Source organism: Helicobacter ibis (assembly GCF_027859255.1).
Taxonomy (GTDB): Bacteria; Campylobacterota; Campylobacteria; order Campylobacterales; family Helicobacteraceae; genus Helicobacter_D; species Helicobacter_D ibis.
On record NZ_JAQHXR010000004.1, the window covers coordinates 137,353 to 154,221 of the forward strand.

General features: G+C 32.0%; 17 protein-coding genes and 1 pseudogene. 11 read left to right on the forward strand and 7 right to left on the reverse strand.

The window, feature by feature from the left end; translation table 11 throughout:
* The first annotated feature begins 124 nt into the window (after positions 1 to 124).
* The 3 genes from PF021_RS07400 to ispG all read left to right on the forward strand — a co-directional run bounded on the left by PF021_RS07400 (position 125) and on the right by ispG (position 4,274).
* On the forward strand, positions 125 to 952 hold the full coding sequence (locus tag PF021_RS07400) for a prephenate dehydrogenase (protein ID WP_271021847.1): 828 nt from the start codon (positions 125 to 127) through the stop codon (positions 950 to 952).
* A gap of 66 nt (positions 953 to 1,018) precedes the next feature.
* On the forward strand, positions 1,019 to 3,208 hold the full coding sequence (locus PF021_RS07405; RefSeq protein ID WP_271021848.1) for a WD40 repeat domain-containing protein: 2,190 nt from the start codon (positions 1,019 to 1,021) through the stop codon (positions 3,206 to 3,208).
* The gene (ispG, locus tag PF021_RS07410) at positions 3,198 to 4,274 is read left to right on the forward strand and encodes a flavodoxin-dependent (E)-4-hydroxy-3-methylbut-2-enyl-diphosphate synthase (protein ID WP_271021849.1); all 1,077 of its coding nucleotides are present in this window, start codon (positions 3,198 to 3,200) and stop codon (positions 4,272 to 4,274) included. The genes PF021_RS07405 and ispG overlap by 11 nt, the downstream gene beginning before the upstream one ends.
* A gap of 1 nt (position 4,275) precedes the next feature.
* Here the strand turns inward: ispG and PF021_RS07415 are convergent, their stop codons facing one another.
* The 6 genes and pseudogenes from PF021_RS07415 to PF021_RS07435 form a co-directional block, all read right to left on the reverse strand.
* A complete protein-coding gene (locus PF021_RS07415) occupies positions 4,276 to 4,452 on the reverse strand; it encodes a hypothetical protein (RefSeq protein ID WP_271021850.1) in 177 nt (58 codons plus the stop codon).
* 69 nt (positions 4,453 to 4,521) lie between these two features.
* Entirely contained in the window at positions 4,522 to 4,812 is a 291-nt protein-coding gene (locus PF021_RS07420) for an NAD-binding protein (RefSeq protein ID WP_320415074.1), read from the reverse strand.
* On the reverse strand, positions 4,813 to 4,926 hold the full coding sequence (locus tag PF021_RS08635) for an NAD(P)-binding domain-containing protein (RefSeq protein WP_407081419.1): 114 nt from the start codon (positions 4,924 to 4,926) through the stop codon (positions 4,813 to 4,815). It abuts the gene before it with no gap.
* A 6-nt stretch (positions 4,927 to 4,932) separates the two neighbouring features.
* Positions 4,933 to 6,252, reverse strand: a pseudogene (locus tag PF021_RS07425) (potassium transporter TrkG).
* 1 nt (position 6,253) lies between these two features.
* Entirely contained in the window at positions 6,254 to 7,516 is a 1,263-nt protein-coding gene (locus tag PF021_RS07430) for a glutamate-5-semialdehyde dehydrogenase (RefSeq protein WP_271021851.1), read from the reverse strand.
* Positions 7,517 to 7,520: 4 nt separating this feature from the next.
* A complete protein-coding gene (locus tag PF021_RS07435; RefSeq protein ID WP_271021852.1) occupies positions 7,521 to 9,626 on the reverse strand; it encodes an RNA degradosome polyphosphate kinase in 2,106 nt (701 codons plus the stop codon).
* A gap of 117 nt (positions 9,627 to 9,743) precedes the next feature.
* Between PF021_RS07435 and purM the strand changes: the two genes are divergently transcribed.
* Genes purM through PF021_RS07450 form a run of 3 tightly spaced genes read left to right on the forward strand, consistent with a single transcriptional unit; the run spans position 9,744 to position 12,486 of the window.
* Positions 9,744 to 10,733 (forward strand): phosphoribosylformylglycinamidine cyclo-ligase, encoded by a 990-nt coding sequence (purM, locus tag PF021_RS07440; protein WP_271021853.1) that lies wholly within the window; start codon positions 9,744 to 9,746, stop codon positions 10,731 to 10,733.
* Positions 10,734 to 10,789: 56 nt separating this feature from the next.
* Positions 10,790 to 11,698, forward strand: coding sequence for an SH3 domain-containing protein (locus tag PF021_RS07445; protein ID WP_271021854.1), 909 nt, complete (start codon positions 10,790 to 10,792; stop codon positions 11,696 to 11,698).
* A complete protein-coding gene (locus tag PF021_RS07450) occupies positions 11,698 to 12,486 on the forward strand; it encodes a shikimate dehydrogenase (RefSeq protein ID WP_271021855.1) in 789 nt (262 codons plus the stop codon). Before PF021_RS07445 ends, PF021_RS07450 begins: the two co-directional genes overlap by 1 nt.
* Here the strand turns inward: PF021_RS07450 and PF021_RS07455 are convergent.
* Entirely contained in the window at positions 12,475 to 13,257 is a 783-nt protein-coding gene (locus PF021_RS07455; protein WP_271021856.1) for a pyridoxine 5'-phosphate synthase, read from the reverse strand. The genes PF021_RS07450 and PF021_RS07455 overlap by 12 nt on opposite strands.
* 73 nt (positions 13,258 to 13,330) lie before the next feature.
* Between PF021_RS07455 and PF021_RS07460 the strand changes: the two genes are divergently transcribed.
* The 5 genes from PF021_RS07460 to PF021_RS07480 all read left to right on the forward strand — a co-directional run bounded on the left by PF021_RS07460 (position 13,331) and on the right by PF021_RS07480 (position 16,869).
* The gene (locus tag PF021_RS07460) at positions 13,331 to 14,140 is read left to right on the forward strand and encodes a 3'-5' exonuclease (RefSeq protein WP_271021857.1); all 810 of its coding nucleotides are present in this window, start codon (positions 13,331 to 13,333) and stop codon (positions 14,138 to 14,140) included.
* Positions 14,141 to 14,149: 9 nt separating this feature from the next.
* Positions 14,150 to 15,058 carry a PDC sensor domain-containing protein gene (locus tag PF021_RS07465; RefSeq protein ID WP_271021858.1) on the forward strand — a complete coding sequence of 303 codons (909 nt, stop codon included), beginning with the start codon at positions 14,150 to 14,152 and terminating at the stop codon, positions 15,056 to 15,058.
* A complete protein-coding gene (hisH, locus tag PF021_RS07470; RefSeq protein WP_271021859.1) occupies positions 15,058 to 15,663 on the forward strand; it encodes an imidazole glycerol phosphate synthase subunit HisH in 606 nt (201 codons plus the stop codon). The genes PF021_RS07465 and hisH overlap by 1 nt, the downstream gene beginning before the upstream one ends.
* A 2-nt stretch (positions 15,664 to 15,665) precedes the next feature.
* Entirely contained in the window at positions 15,666 to 16,376 is a 711-nt protein-coding gene (gene hisA / locus PF021_RS07475) for a 1-(5-phosphoribosyl)-5-[(5-phosphoribosylamino)methylideneamino]imidazole-4-carboxamide isomerase (protein ID WP_271021860.1), read from the forward strand.
* A 118-nt stretch (positions 16,377 to 16,494) separates the two neighbouring features.
* Positions 16,495 to 16,869: a chemotaxis response regulator CheY gene (locus PF021_RS07480; RefSeq protein WP_271021861.1), complete on the forward strand. Its 375-nt coding sequence runs from the start codon at positions 16,495 to 16,497 to the stop codon at positions 16,867 to 16,869.

Consider the following 16,869-nt stretch of genomic DNA (forward strand, 5'->3'; position numbering starts at 1 on the left):
CATTCCTCAAATTAAAATAAACAATAAACTAGATTATAGCTTTTTTGAAATTAAAGATAACAAAACTATAAAATAAAATATATAATTTTGCTAAATTTTAAATTCTACTTTTGGTTGGTGTGGAATGCAAGCAGGTATTATAGGACTTGGATTAATTGGTGGCTCTTTGGGTTTGGCTTTAAAAGATATAGGAATGTTTAAGGTTATTTACGGGCTAGATATCAATGAGATTCATATGCAACAAGCTTTATCTTTAGGGCTCGTTGATGAATGCGTTAGTTTTTGTGATATTAAAGAATGCGATGTTATATTTTTAGCAACTCCTGTTGGAGCTATTTTGGATATGCTACCTAAATTTATTGGGATTAAGCCACATGCTACAATTATAGATCTAGGTAGCACAAAAAGCTTAATTTCAGACAATATTCCACAAGAGATTCGTAAAAATTTCGTATGTGCTCATCCTATGAGTGGGACAGAGAACTTTGGTCCAAAAGCTGCATTTAAAGAATTGTTGCCACATCACATTGTTGTATTAACTGATTTGGATAAAAGCGGTGATTTGCAAGTTGCAATGGCTAAAGAAATATTTGTAGCATTAAAAATGAACATAATAAAAATGGATTCAAAATTACATGATAATCATGCAGCCTTTATTAGTCATCTCCCACATATTATAAGTTATGCACTAGCAAATGTGGTTCTAAGTCAAAAGAATCCTAAAGATATTCTAGCACTTGCTGGAGGCGGGTTTAAAAGTATGGTTAGAATCGCAAAAAGCTCTCCAAAAATGTGGTGTGATATATCAAAGCAAAATAAAGATTGGCTATTAGAATCTTTAGAGATTTTTGATAAAGAAATACAAGTTGCACTTGATATGCTAAAGGAAGAAGATTGGGAGAAACTAGAAAAATGGATGGCAAATGCTAATAGCCTTTATGAGATTTTTTAAGTTTGTGCTTTAATAATTAAAAAGATAAAATGCTTTTAATTTATATAAATATTTCAAGGAATCATTTTGTTACCTATTAAAAATCATTTAAGATTAGTTGGAAGTGTGCTAAGCATAGCGACAAACAAAACTCACATAATATGTATTGATAACTTTTATAATATTTCGACATTTTTTTTAGAAAATAAGGTAATTGACAAAACCTTGAATCTTTCAAAGACAGCAGAACCATTACATCACTTCTCAAAGGCAGTTGCAGTATCAAATAGGGATTCAAAGCTTGGTGTTGGCTTTGCAAAAACACCCAAAGCAATTATTCTATCAGCTACTCCTGAGATAGCTCCTATTGCTTCGCTAGATTGGCAAAAACTAGAGGTTTCAAAAGTAACCTTTTCAAAAGAGGACAACTTTGTCTCAACTGGAGGCGAAGATGGCAGGGTGTTGCTTTATTCTGCGGATAATTACAGCTTTTTAATTGGTCTTCCGCCTTTTCCTGATTATATTGCCTCTATAGTTTTTAGTGATGCTGATAGTTTGCTTTTTGCTTCTTGTTTTAATGGTAAGGCAGTGGTATTTGATGTGGAGAAAAATAGAACATTGCTTGATATAGAATGCGAATCAATAATCGAAGATGCTCTATTTTTCGATAATGATACTAAATTGTTCTGTGTAACAAAAAATGGATATACGATAGTTTATGACTTGTTAAGCAAAGAAAAAATAAGTGAATTTCAAATACAGGGAGCTTGGCTTACTATATGTCAGAAGTTGCCAAACCCAAACTTTGCAGTTGTAGGTGGTAAAAATAAATCAATGTATATTATGAATCTTTATGCAAATAAAATAATAGATTCAATTACTATGGAGAATCTTGGTCTTACAGCAATGTTTTTAGATTCATCTATTTTGTATGTAGGACATAGTGATGGTGCTATTGATATTATTGATTTAGATTCTTACAAAGAAGAAATGTTGGAATGCTTAAGCAATGATGATTTAATAGGTGCAATTAAATTAATTAGAGAACAAAATATATTTTTACAAACTTTAGAAGAATATATAACTAAAATTGAAACTTTATGGAAGACAAAATTGCAAGAAGCCATAGATTTACTAGCAGTAGATAAGATAAATGAAGCACAAGCAGTTGTAGAACCTTTTATGAAAGATCCTAAAAAGAAAGAAGAATTTGATTATTATTGGCAACAAAAGGCATCAGTTGCTAGTTTTTTAGATGCTATAGAAGCAAATAATCTGCAAGAAGCTTACATGCTGGTTGATAAATATCCTTACTTAAAAGAAACAATAGCTTTTAGTCAGATAGATTCTAAGTGGGATAAGTCCTTTGAAGCGGCTAAAAGATTATTGGCACAAAATGCACAAATAAATTTGCCAAAAGCCCAAGAGTTATTAAATCCTTTTGCTAATGTAAAATGTAAAAAAGAAGCGGTAATGATGTTGCTTAGAAATACAAGTAAGTTTTTACAGGCAGAAGAAGAGTATAAAGCTAAGCGTTTTGAAGAATATTTTAAACTTTGTGATAGATTCCCATTTTTACAAGAGACGCTAATATATAAAAGTGCACTTTTAATTGGAGATCAGATAATGCAAAGAATTAATGCATTAGAAAACCAAGGAGAATATCAAAAAGCTCATGATGTATGCAAATTATTAGCTTCAATGATTCCATTTAAAATTGTCGCCAACGATAAGTTAAAGAGTTTAAAATTAAAACTAGAGTTTATACAAGCATATAGTGAAAATAAATTATCAGAACTATTTGCAATGGCTGAATCTAATTATGAATTGCGTTCTTTAAAGGAATGCAGGAAAATATATGATGATTTTAAAGCAAAGGAAAAGATGGCATTTTCTTTTGCGTCTAAGGGCAAGGGTAAAGAGGTTTTAGACACATTAAAGGAATATTTATATATTGAGTGTTGGAGAGATAAGATAGCTTCTATTTTGAAGCTTGCTTATTTGTCTGAATTTATGCTAAATGCACCGGGAAAGGCTGGAGCAATAGAGGGCGTAAGTTGGAAAGAGACATTTCAATATTACATAGAAAGATATAGCAAAGATGAAGAAATAAAGAAAATAGCCGAAGAAATGGGATTAATAGATGTGTTAAATAGTATCCCGTTTGAAGGAAATAGAGAAGGTTATTTGAGTGCTATTGTTGCAGATTCTTTGCTATCTATTGATGATAAACCATTAGTGCAGCATGAAACATCAGAAGGTAAAAATGAAAAATAGATGTAAAACAAAAGTGATAAATGTAGGTGGTGTAAAAGTTGGCGGAGATTCTCCTATTTCTGTGCAAAGCATGACATTTACTAAAACTGCAGATATAGAATCTACAAAAGCACAAATAGATGCGTTGCAATTAGCAGGTTGCGATATAGTTAGAGTAGCAGTTAGCGATGAAGAAGATGCAAATGCACTAAAAACTCTAAAACAAAGCATACAAATGCCACTTGTAGCAGATATACATTTTAGATACAAATTAGCATTAATTGCTGCACAAAGCGTTGATTGTATAAGGATTAATCCCGGAAATATAGGCTCTAAAGATAAAATAAAAGCAGTAGTAGATGCATGTAAAGAAAGAAATATACCAATTAGAATCGGGGTGAATGCTGGAAGCTTGGAGAAGCAGTTTGAAAACAAATATGGAGCGACTGCTAAGGGCATGGTTGAATCTGCACTTTATAATATTAAGCTTTTAGAGGATTTTGGATTTAGTGATATTAAAGTTTCGATCAAAGCAAGTGATGTAGAAAGAACGATGGAAAGTTATAGAATGCTTCGTCCAATGGTTAGATATCCATTTCACTTGGGGGTTACTGAAGCAGGGGATTTAGAATCTTCAATGATTAAAAGCTCTATGGCTTTAGGCGGACTTTTAATGGAGGGTATAGGCGATACTTTAAGAGTGTCTATAACTGGTGAGTTAGAAAAGGAGGTTGAGGTTGCTAGATCGATTCTTAGATATAGTGGTAGGCAAAAGGAGGGCATTACTTATATTTCATGTCCAACTTGTGGTAGATTACAAGCAGATTTAGTTCCACTACTAAAAGAGATAAAAGAAAAAATGCCAAAAATAAAAACTCCAATGCAACTATCAGTAATGGGTTGTGCTGTAAATGCACTAGGAGAGGCAAAGCATGCAGATGTAGCAATTGCCTTTGGGAGTGGCGATGGGCTTATTATAAAAAAAGGCACAATAATAGGAAAGTATAAAGAGAGAGAGTTAATTGATGTATTTATAAAAGAAGTTCTAATTACAGAACAAGAAATGCTAGAAAAACAAGGGATATAGATTATATTTTTATATTTTCTATATCTATTCTAGTTCCTAAGAATATAATTTTTGCACTTTCATATATAATTTCATTTTCGTCTATTTGTGATATTATCCAATCTTTGTCTTTATTTTTCTTTATTGCTATTATTTGTATTTCTGATTCTAGTTCTTTTTTGGTAAGTATTGATTGCAATATTTCTCTTGCTGTTTTATTTGCGATCAGTTACTTGCATTTTGAAGGTTCTAAGCATATTTGAAATATCTATATATTCAAATTCTGGGTGCGCAATAAAGCTTCTCGTTCTGGGTATATTACTTTTGAGGCACCAAGCTTTGATAATATGCTACCATGAACTGTTGTTATTGCTTTGGCTATTATATTTTTTACACCTATTTTCTTTAGTGTCATCAGTGTTAATATGCTAGATTCTATATTTTCTCCAATGCTTACAATAACAAAATCTAAATTTGAAAAACCAGCCTCTTTTAGCGCATTTACATCAGTTGAATTTAGTATAAACACCATATCAGTTTTATCAGCCAGATCTTTAATTTAAGATTCGTTTTTATCGGCTATAATTACATGTTTGCCTTGATCTATTAATCCATTTGCAATGTAGTATCCAAATTTACCAAGTCCAATTACTCCATAAGTATTCTTGTTCATTTTTTCCTATACTAAGATTTTTGCTTCATAGTCTATTTTGACATTTTTTTGATTTGCAAATAAAGTTAATGCAAATGCTAATATACCGACTTTACCAGATAGCATTAGCAATATTATTATTGTTTTGCCAATAGTATCGAAGTTGGCAGATAAACTTAACACACCCCCATTTCCCATAGATAATCCAACTGTTCCAAATGCAGAACACACTTCAAATAAAATTGCTAAAATCCTCTGCTACCACCATCTTCAAAAAGTGTAAGAATCATAACGCAAACACTAATATACACAGAAGATAGTACTATAATTGCAAATGATTTTGTAATTGTTTCTTGTTCTTTTTTCTATTGAGAATCGTTACTTCATTTGAGTTTCTTAATACTTTGTAGGCACAAATTAGCAAGATAGCAAGAGTGGTTACCTTTATCCCACCAGCAGTCCCACCAGGAGCACCACCTATTGCCATAAAAATAGAGCCAAAACATAAACTTGAATCTTGAAACAGACTTAAATCAAGCGTATTAAACCCAGAAGTTCTATAATTTATAGATGTGAAGTATGAAGCTAGAATCTTTTGCCAAAGGCTTAAGTCCCCTATACTTTTTGGATTTTTGTATTCTAAAAGAAATACAGATAGAAATGTAATTACTATCAACACCCCAGTCATTATTAGTACCAACTTTGTATGTGTTGATAACTTCTTTCTTTGATGTGTTGCTTTATAATATATTTCTAATAGCACGAAATATCCAAGCCCACCTATTATTATTAGAGTGGTGATTATCAAATTTATAAACACATCATCTTTATACCACATAAGTCCTGTTTCAAATACTGAGAATCCGGCGTTATTAAAAGCTGAAATGCTATTAAATATGCCAAGCCAAATTGATTTTATAAAACCAAAATCAAGCAAGAATCTTAAAGATAGTAAAATAGCACCAATACCCTCTATTAACAAAACAATTAAGAATAATTTTTTAAAAAAGTTAATCGCTCCAAGAGTTGTAGGAAGAGATAAGTTGTCTTTTAGTCAAGCTCTATTTTTAATCGCAAAATTAAATAAATAAAGCTAGTTACACTCATATATCCAAAGCCACCAATTTGGATTATAAGTAAAATCACAAATTATCCTAAAACACTAAAATCACTCTCAGTATTCTTAAATATTAGTCCAGTAACACTAACTGCAGAAGATGAGGTAAAAAGAGCATCAATAAAGCTTAAATTACCTTTGTGCATTATAGGTAAAGTTAGCACAAATGCACCAATAATAGCGATGATTATATATCCTATAAGTAGGATTCTAGCACTTGTTCTATTCATATTAAACTCTAATTTGTCCGTTTCCTATTATTTTGTATTTATAGCTTGTTAGAGATTCTATTCCCATTGGACCTCTTGCATGTATTTTTGAAGTTGATATTCCAACTTCAGCTCCAAACCCAAACTCACCCCCATCGCTAAATCTAGTAGAAGCATTGACATACACGCATGCACTATCTATGGTATCTAAGAATTTTTGTGCAATATTGTTGTCTTCGCATAATATAGATTCGCTATGACCACTGCTAAATTCGTTTATATGTTCTATTGCCCCATTTAAGCCATCTACTATTTTTAGATTCAAAATATTGTCATTATATTCTATATGATAGCTACAAGCTTGAATCTCATCGCATTGTATATTGTGTGCCTTTAACACTTTTACACACTCACTACTACCTTTTAGAATCGTGTTTTTTTCTATTAGTTTTAATGCTACTTTTGGCAGGAATTCATCAGCTATACTCTTATCAATTAAGAGGCATTCACAGGAGTTACATACGCTTGTGCGAGATGTTTTGGCGTTTATTATTATGCCGATTGCTTTATTTTGATTGCAACTGCTATGTGCAAATATATGGCACACTCCCTTGTCTTGTTTTATCACAGGGATTAGAGAGTTTTCTAAGACAAAGTTTATTAGTCCTTCACCGCCTCTTGGAATTATTAAATCTATGTAATTTTTTGCTCTTAGCATTCGCTTTAAGTCATCTCTATTTTGCATTGCTTGTAGCATTGTTATGCTGTTTTTTGGGATTTTGTATTTGTCCATATTTGTAAAGAAACATGATGTAATTGCTTCATTTGAATTTTGTGCTTCTTTGCCACCTTTTAATATACATACATTGCCACTTTTTATGCACAAAGCTGCTGTATCACTTGTTACATTTGGTCTAGATTCATAAATTATCCCAATTACTCCTATTGGTGTTGATACTTTTTGTATATCTAGTTTTGCGTGATTTTGGAATCTATATATCTCTTTGCCTATTGGATTTTCTAGTAGGGCGATTTTATGTATAGATTCTTGTATTGATTTTAGTTTTTTGTCATTTAGCTCAAGTCTTTCAAGCATAGCACTGCTTAAGCCCATACTTTCTGCAATCTTCATATCTCTGCTGTTTGCTTTTATTATATTAGTAGCATTGTGGATAATTGATTCTGCAGTGCCTTGCAGGAATGAGACGATATTTTCATGCTTTATTTTAGCTAGTTTTGTTTTTGCATTTTTTGCATTTTTGAATATTTCGTCGATATTTTGCATTTTACTAACTTTCTTTAAAGATTCTGCGAGATAGCTTTTTTGCCTTGCTTTCTTCTTTATGTTTTAGTGTGTTAAAAATTGTGTTTGTATAATCTTCTAGGAATTTTTGGCTACTTATTGTTTTATCCCCATCTTTTGATGATAGCTTTTTGTATTCACCATTTTCTTGCAGTTCATGTGCTCTAATTGTATCTTCTATTTGTATTTTTAGGATTCCAAATAATTTATCGCTCAAAGCTTGTTCAAATATCGGTGTCATAAGCTCTACTCTTCTTTCTAAATTTCTAGGCATTAAATCTGCACTAGCAAAGTATATTTGCGTTTGAGAATGTTTAAAGTAGAAGATTCTTGCATGTTCTAGGTATTTTCCAACGATTGAAATTACTCTTATATTTTCGCTGACATTTTTTATCCCAGGACGCAAACAGCATACACCTCTTACTATTAAGTCTATTTTTACTCCAGCATTTGAGGCTTTATATAGTGCAAGTATCACATCGGTATCTACAATTGCATTTACCTTTAGGATAATTCTCCCATCGCTACCTTTCTTTGCTTCACCATCTATTAGTTCTAGTATCTTTGGCTTTATTTGTAGTGGTGCTGCAAAAAGTGTTGATAGCTTTGATTTGTGTGAGAATCCAGATAGAGTATGGAAGAACTTTGTTGCATCTTGTGTGAATTCTCTCTTAGAAGTCATATAGCTTATATCAGTGTAGATTCTAGCTGTGCTTGGGTTGTAGTTACCTGTGCTAAGATGGACATATTCTTTTAGTTCTCTTCCTATACTTTTTATTACAAGGGCTATTTTTGCATGCACTTTCAAGCCCGGAACACCATATATTACATGTGCTCCTGCGTCTTCTAGTGCTTTTGCCCAATGTAGATTATTTTCTTCATCAAATCGTGCTTTTAGTTCCACTAATGCAGTTACTTGTTTGCCATTTTCTGCTGCTTCTATTAATGCTTTTACGATTGGGGAATTTTTGCCAACCCTATAAAGCGTCATTCGTATGGAGAATACTTCTGGGTCTTTTGCAGCACTTTGTATAAAATGCACAACAGGATCAAAACTCTCATATGGCTGATAAAATAGCACATCTTGTGTATCTAAAATAGTAAAAATATCTGCTTCTAAATCTAGTGGAGGAAGAATCTTTGGTGTATAGTTTGAGAATGTCAAATGTGCAAAATTCTTATTTCCTACAATTTCCCACAATACATTTGAATTCATTGGCATTTTGCACTCATATATGTCTTCTTGTTCGATTTTTATGTAGTTTGTTATGAAACTTTTTAATTCCAAATCCTCGCTTTGCTCAATTTGCAGTCTTATTATTTCGCCTTTTCTCCTTGATTTTAGCCCTTCAGTCATTAATGCTAAAAAGTCATCAGCCTCTTCTTCTTCTATCTCCATATCCGCATTTCTAGTAACTCTAAAAGCAGTCCAACTAAGTGCTCTAAATCCTGGAAAAAGCTCATGAATAAACTCTGCTACAACACTATCTGTGCGAAAATACATATCATCTAGCTTTATAAAGCCCGGTAGCATTCTTGATATTCTTGCCATGCCAAATTTTATTTCATTTTCATTTTCTATGTTTTGTAGTTTTAATGCTAATACATAACTTAGATTGTTTAGATGAGGGAATGGGTGGGTTGCATCAACTGCAATGGGGACTATAATCGGATATAAATGGTTTAAAAAATAATCTTGCAATTCTTCCTTTTGCTTTTTATCGGCTTCTTTATAATCTTTTATTAAAAGCCCTTCTTTACTTAGTGATTCTTTTATTTCATAGTAGCAAGATTCTAGTAGTTTTTGTTCTTTGTTTATATAGTTTCTTATTTCATCTAGTTGTTCTTTTGGAGTTAAGCCATCTGCACTGCTTTCTGCGATTCCTGCTGTATATAGTCTCTTTAGCCCTGCAACTCTAACCATGTAAAATTCATCTAAATTAGTCCCATAAATTGCAATAAATTTTAGTCTCTCAAGCAATGGATTATTTTTGTTTTGTGCTTCGCTTAATACTCTTGTGTTGAATCTTAACCATGATAGTTCTCTATTTATGAAATTACTTGTTTGATTTAATGATTTTGCCGTTGCCATATCCACCCCTAAAATTAAAACTAAAATTTAAGATTATATAAATAATCTCTTAAATGAAGCTTCTATGGTTTAAGTTGTATTAGTGTATGATTTCCAAAAATCATTATGGAGTTTTTAATGAAACTTGACTATAAGGATTCAGGTGTCAATATACAAGAAGGTAATGAGCTTGTAGAGAATTTAAAAGAAGTAGTAAAAAAGACATTTAATAATCAAGTAATAGGTGGAATTGGTTCATTTAGCGGTGCTTACGCCATGCCTAGTGGATATAAAGAACCTGTGATGTTAGCTGCTACAGATGGAGTTGGCACAAAGCTAAAGTTAGCAATACAAGCAAACAAGCTCAATACAATAGGAATCGACTTGGTTGCTATGTGTGTGAATGACCTTATTTGTAATTTTGCAGAACCATTATTCTTTTTAGATTATTATGCAACTGGGAAGCTTGATAAAAACAGGGCATTAGAAGTGATAAAAGGTATAGCATCTGGTTGCATGGAAGCAGAATGTGCTCTAATAGGTGGTGAGAGTGCAGAGATGCCTGGAATTTATAGTGATAATGATTTTGATTTGGCTGGGTTTGCTGTTGGTGTAGCTGAAAGAGAGATTGTAGAGAGAGAGAATAATCTAAAAAGCGGAGATGTAGTAATCGCTCTAAGTAGTAGTGGAATCCACTCAAATGGGTATTCTCTAGTTAGAAAAATAATAGAGACAAATAATATTGATATATATTCTAAATTTGGAGATTCCACGCTAATAGATTCACTGCTTACTCCTACAAAAATTTATGTAAAAACATTTAAAAAAATCTCCAAAAACATAAAGGCTCTAGCACATATTACAGGTGGTGGATTGATTGAGAATATCCCTAGAATCTTGCCTAAGAATCTTGATTGCTATATTTTTGAAAAAGATATACAAAAGTTGCCTATTTTTGAATTTTTAGAACAATATATTAAAGATAATGATAAATATAGAACATTTAATATGGGCGTTGGAATGGTGCTTGTATGCAGTAAAGAAAATGTAGATTCAGTCTTAAAAGATAGTGGTGGTTATATTTTAGGCGAGATAAAAGAGGGAAGCAGTCGTGTTGCGTTTGTTTAATATATAAGATTATGGTAGAATGCAAAGCTAAATGAAACTAAAAATTGAGTGGGGCAATGATAAGAGGTATCATAAATTTTTTTAAGGTTTATCCTTTACCAATTTTCGTTCTTCTTTTAACATTTGCTATTTATTATTCTATTTTTGAAGTTGTTAGAAATAGTGATAATAATGGAAGCAGAGCTGTTACCGAAGAGGAATCTATGATGTCTCAAAACTCTGATGCAAATGCTACAAAAATAACGACAATAACACCTGATCACATACCACAATTAATACCTCAATTGCCAGAGGATGATGTGCAACTTGCACAAAAGAATAATGATTATCTAAGCTCTAAAGTAAAATCGCTAAATATTAGAGAACTACCAAATGCTAATTCAAATATAGTTGGAAAACTAACGCCTAGTATAAGAGTTGTGATACTAGAGGATTTAGGAGAATGGGTAAAAGTAGGAATGGATAATGGAAATGTTGGGTTTGTTGTTAAAGCTTATACAAAGCTTGTGGAATCTCCATTGCTAGAAACTCAAACAAAGCCTAAAGTAAAAATATCACTTGACAATAAAGAATTATATACATCTTCTGTGCCTAGATTAAATATTAGAGAACTACCAAATGCTAATTCAAATATAGTTGGAAAACTAACGCCTGATATAAAAGTTGTGATATTAGAGGATTTAGGAGAGTGGGTAAAAATAGGCAGTGATGTTGAGCTTGGGTTTGTGTTAAAAAGATTCTTGAAGTTGGCTAATTTTAATGAAGAACTTTTAGAGCAAGAAGACTTATTTACTTCAATGGTGCCTAGATTAAATGTTAGAGAAAATCCAAGCGTAGAATCTGTAATACTAGATAAATTAACACCTGAAGATAGGGTGCAAATAATACAAGAAGAAGGCGAGTGGGCGAAGATTTCTGGCACTAAAAATGGCTGGGTTGTTAAGCGTTCTTTAAAGAGATTGTAATGCAATTTGCAGTTGTTGGAAATCCTATATCGCATTCTTGCTCTCCATTATTACATAATAGTGCCTTTATTGATTTAGGAATTAGAGGTGCTTATGGTAGGTATTTATTAGATGAATCTAAGAATTTTTCTGCTTTGAAGGAGCTAGGATTAAATGGTGCAAATATAACAATCCCATTTAAAGAAGTCGCCTTTAATAATTGTGATTTTGTGCATGGAATCGCACAAAAAATTGGCGTTGTAAATACAATTATCTTTAAAAATTCTAAGCTTCATGGCTATAACACAGATGCAGATGGGTTTTTTATGAGTTTAGACAATGAAGTAAAGAGTGCATTAATAATAGGTGCAGGTGGCTCTTCAAAAGCACTAGCACATATATTAAAAGATAATAATATTAAAATAACCATTATTAATCGTTCAAAGGATAGATTGGAGAGTTTTATAAAAAGTGGTTTTGAATCTTATGCGTTTGAAGATTATATTCACACTCCACATGATGCAATAATAAATACAACTCCTTCAAGTTTAAATAAGATTCTACCTATGGATAAAAGTAGTTTGCAAAAGATTTTTGAATCTGCAAAGATAGCTTATGATTTGCTGTATGGAATAGAATCTCCATTTTTAAGACTGGCACACACTATGAGGCTAAAGACTAAAGATGGCAAAGAAATGCTTGTAAATCAGGCTATCTTGGCATTTGAAATTTTTATGGATAGATTTTGTGTGAAATATGACAAGAAAGCCCTAAGAGATAGTATGTATAAGGCTTCATTATTGTTTTGAGTTTATTATTGTTAGCATATCTTTTATGGCTTGCTCTAATCCTGTAAATATTGCACGAGAAATTATGCTATGACCTATATTTAGCTCTGTTATTTCTTCTATATTCAGTATTGGCTCTATGTTGTTGTAGTTTAGCCCATGACCTGCTGCTACTTCTAGTTTTAATTCCTTAGCTATTTTTGCTGCTTCTTGTATATCTATTAGACTATTATTTAGCCCTTCTTGTAGTTCTAGTCTTAATTTTGATAGCTCATTTATTGTATTGTGTGTGCGTGGTAGATTAGAAAATAGCATTAAATGCAAGTTAGCATAAAGCCCAGTATGAATCTCTACCATATCAGCACCAAGTTTGGCACATTGCTCAACGCAATTACAATCTATAAAAAGCGATACTTCAGTGCCCACTTTGTGAAAATCATCGATTATTTTTTGTATTGTCGAGCTATTATTTTTTATATTTAATCCACCCTCTGTTGTTAGTTCTTTTCTTTTTTCTGGGACTAGAGTTATTCTGTGTGGTGCAATTTTTAGTAGGTATTTAATTATGTTTTCATTAATTGAAGTCTCTACATTTAGCGGAAGGAATGAAGAGTTTGCAATTTTTAAGACATCATCATCATGTATATGTCTTCTATCTTCTCTTAAGTGGATTGTGATTTGATATGCACCGGCTCTTTTTGCTATAAATACTGCTTCAAGTGGGTCTGGTTCATTTATCCCCCTTGCTTCTCTTAGTGTTGCTATGTGGTCTATATTTACTCCAAGTTTCATTGTGTCCTCCTATTGGAATTATGTGCATATTTTGTTAGGATTGTAGCTAAGATTCTATAAAAAAGGTTTTATTGTGGTTATGGTGTTTGATTGTGAGACGATCCCTGATGTCTTGCTTATTAAGTCGTGTTTGAAAGAAGAGTTTAAGAGTAGGAATATTGAATTTACAAGCGATTATGAAATAAGCAAAAATGCAATGCAGATTCAAAAAGAAATTAGTGGAAGCGAGTTTTTGCCATTGCCATATCATAAGATAGTTTCGATTTCTGCTGTATTTTGCGATGATTATGGTAATTTTAAAAAAGTAGGAAGCTTTAGTGCTATTGATGAAAATAGAGAAGAATCTTTAATTAAGGCATTTTTTGATTATCTAAATAATCATCAGCCAAAGTTAGTAAGTTTTAATGGTAGAAATTTTGATATTCCTGTATTGCTACTTAGAGCTATGAAATATAAAATACAAGCTGAATCTTATTTTGAGATAGAAAATCAAAAATATAATAAAAATAAATGGGACAATTATAGACAGAGATATAGCGAGAGATTTCATACAGATTTGTTTGATGTTTTGAGTAATTATTCTTTTGCTAGGGGTTTGAAGCTCGATGTGGTAGCAAACTTACTTGATTTTCCCGGCAAATATGATGTAAGTGGTGATATGGTGTTGGATTTGTATTATGATGACAATTTAGACAAAATTGACGAATATTGTCAAAGCGATGTTTTGAATACTTATGGTGTGTATTTAAATTATGAGCTATTGCAGGGGAATTTATCTTTAGATGATTATAGAGAGATATTAGATTCTTGGCGAAAGTTATTACCAAAAGATAAAGCATATTATAGAATCTTTTTTGATAAAATTTCTGCACAGCTTAATTAAGGGAAATATATGCTTTCAAGAGAAATAGTTCAATTTAGCGAAATGAGACATGAGATTCGTGCTTATTTGTGTTTTTTGCTACAAAAAAATATAGCAAATAATCTTCCACATATAGAACTAAATAAAATAATAGAAGGACTTCATAAGGTAAGCTCTGAAGTGAAAATTTTTGAGCTTTTGTATGTGCTAGATTCTAGTGGGAATCTTGTTTTTGATGCTATTTCGCCTGATAGTAGCATAGACTATAAAAAGGGGCAAAACCATAATGACAGATCATATTTTCATCGCTCCATAAAAGAGAAGCAGTCAATTCTAACAGATCCGTATCCATCAAGTGCTAGTGGAAACTTGGTAGTAACAATATCGTATCCACTATATAACAACAAAGGTGAATTAGTATATGTTGTATGTATGGATATTCCGCTTGATAAGACTGCTTTGCTTGTTAAGCCGATGCCACTTTTTGGCTTTTTTGTTGGGTTTAGAAAATTTATCTATTTTGTAGTATCAGTTGCGTTGTTTTTTGTTAGTTTGCTATTGTTAGTTCGAGGTAGTTTTAGTATATTGGATTCTGTTGATAATTTTATGTTTTTTGATATACAAGATGTTTTTGAGGCGACTATTTTAATCACGCTATCATTGGCTATTTTTGATTTGGTTAGAGCTATATTTGAAGAGGAAGTCTTAGGTAGGCAAAAGTCTCAAGATTCCAAAATGGTTCATAAGACAATGATAAGATTCTTGGGTTCTATTGTTATTGCTTTGGCTATTGAGGCTTTGATGTTGGTGTTTAAATTTACTATTATTGAGCCTGAAAAGTTAATCTATGCTGTATATTTAATAGGCGGAGTAACATTGCTTTTAGTTGGACTTTCATTATATATGAGGTTTGCTACAAATTTAAAGAGAGATGATTGATGTTTGGTATTGTAAATTATAATGTTGGAAATTTAGCAAGTGTGCAAAATGCATTAAAAAAAGCCGGAGTAGATGCAATAATCGAATCTAATCCAAGTAAGTTAAAAGAATACGATAAGCTTCTTCTTCCTGGGGTTGGTGCATTTGGAGATGCAATGGAGCATTTAAGAGATTCTGGTATGTTTGAATCTATACTAGAATATACAAAGAGTGGAAAGTATTTGCTTGGTATTTGTCTTGGAATGCAAATTTTGTTTGAAAAGAGTTGTGAGTTTGGTGAGAATCTTGGGCTTGGACTGATAGAAGGAGAAATAACGCAAATACCAAAAAGCAGTAACGAGATAAAAATACCTCATGCAGGTTGGAATCTAGTGAGTAAAGTTAGGGATAGTGCCTTGCTAGATGGGCTTAATGATAGGGAGTATTTATATTTTACACATAGCTATTGTGTTAGAGATTTAAAGCATGCACTTTGTGTTACAGAATATGGCGTGAAATTTTCTAGCATTGTAAATAAAGATAATATATTTGGGATTCAGCCACACCCTGAAAAATCACATGATGTAGGCATTAAAATCCTGCAAAATTTTATTAAGTTGAGATAGATATGCAAATAATTCCAGCAATAGATTTAAAAGATAAAAACGCAGTAAGGCTAAGTCAAGGCAAAATGGATAGTGTAAAAATATATAGCACAAATCCGGTTGAGTTAGCATTGTCGTTTATGGACATGGGTGCTAGTTATTTGCATATTGTGGATTTAGATGGTGCAATACATGGAAGCCCAAAGAATCTAGAAGTAATAGCACAAATAGCAAAAGACACAAGGCTAAAGATTCAAGTAGGTGGTGGGATTCGTAATGAAGAGACTATTTGTAAATACTTAGAACTTGGGGTGCATAGGGTTATTTTAGGGTCTATTGCATTAAGTAATCCGCAGTTTGCAAAGGAAATGGCTGATAAATATAAAATAATAATAGGTATAGATGCTAAAGATGGTTATGTAGCTACACAAGGGTGGGACAAACAAGAAGATATCTTGGCAGTTAGTTTTGCTAAAGAATTTAAAGATAGCAATATAGAAGCAATAATATGTACTGATATTGCAAGAGATGGTATGTTAAATGGTGTCAATGTAGAATTCACAAAAGAAATAGCGAAAAATAGTGGAAAATTTACCATTGCCAGTGGTGGTTTGTCATCTCAAAGTGATGTTGATGAGTTATATAAATCACATGTAGATGGTGTAATTGTGGGTAAAGCATTTTATGAGAATAAATTAGATTTAAAAATGCTATTTTGTAAATATTTAGATTAGTAATTTGTGTGTTTATCATAAAAATTTGTAATTTTATTGTAAGACATGGATATTTATGATATCATGTCAAACTTTATTATCTTAAAAATTATTAAGTTTATTTTATAAGGAGCCTACCTTGAAAATGGTTGTTGTTGATGATAGTTCAACTATGAGAAGGATTATAAAAAATACATTGGCTAGACTTGGTTATGAAGATATTCTAGAGGGAGAGAATGGCGTTGAAGGTTGGGAGAAGATGGATTCAAATCCTGATGTTAAAGTTCTCATCACTGACTGGAATATGCCAGAAATGAATGGCTTGGACTTGGTAAAAAAAGTTAGAGCTGATGATAGATTCAAAGATATACCAATAATTATGGTTACAACAGAAGGTGGAAAGACAGAAGTTATAACAGCTCTTAAGGCAGGTGTTAATAACTATATCGTTAAACCATTTACTCCTCAAGTCCTAAAAGAAAAGTTGGAAGTTGTTCTTGGCGTTAATGACTAA

What these genes read in the sequence shown, in the direction of transcription:
- purM (WP_271021853.1), top strand. Translation starts at nt 9,744, where the DNA reads ATGAAACTTGACTATAAGGATTCAGGTGTCAATATACAAGAAGGTAAT.
- PF021_RS08635 (WP_407081419.1), bottom strand. Translation starts at nt 4,926, where the DNA reads ATGAACAAGAATACTTATGGAGTAATTGGACTTGGTAAATTTGGATAC.
- PF021_RS07430 (WP_271021851.1), bottom strand. Translation starts at nt 7,516, where the DNA reads ATGCAAAATATCGACGAAATATTCAAAAATGCAAAAAATGCAAAAACA.
- PF021_RS07445 (WP_271021854.1), top strand. Translation starts at nt 10,790, where the DNA reads ATGATAAGAGGTATCATAAATTTTTTTAAGGTTTATCCTTTACCAATT.
- PF021_RS07435 (WP_271021852.1), bottom strand. Translation starts at nt 9,626, where the DNA reads ATGGCAACGGCAAAATCATTAAATCAAACAAGTAATTTCATAAATAGA.
- hisA (WP_271021860.1), top strand. Translation starts at nt 15,666, where the DNA reads ATGCAAATAATTCCAGCAATAGATTTAAAAGATAAAAACGCAGTAAGG.
- ispG (WP_271021849.1), top strand. Translation starts at nt 3,198, where the DNA reads ATGAAAAATAGATGTAAAACAAAAGTGATAAATGTAGGTGGTGTAAAA.
- PF021_RS07465 (WP_271021858.1), top strand. Translation starts at nt 14,150, where the DNA reads ATGCTTTCAAGAGAAATAGTTCAATTTAGCGAAATGAGACATGAGATT.
- PF021_RS07400 (WP_271021847.1), top strand. Translation starts at nt 125, where the DNA reads ATGCAAGCAGGTATTATAGGACTTGGATTAATTGGTGGCTCTTTGGGT.
- hisH (WP_271021859.1), top strand. Translation starts at nt 15,058, where the DNA reads ATGTTTGGTATTGTAAATTATAATGTTGGAAATTTAGCAAGTGTGCAA.
- PF021_RS07455 (WP_271021856.1), bottom strand. Translation starts at nt 13,257, where the DNA reads ATGAAACTTGGAGTAAATATAGACCACATAGCAACACTAAGAGAAGCA.
- PF021_RS07450 (WP_271021855.1), top strand. Translation starts at nt 11,698, where the DNA reads ATGCAATTTGCAGTTGTTGGAAATCCTATATCGCATTCTTGCTCTCCA.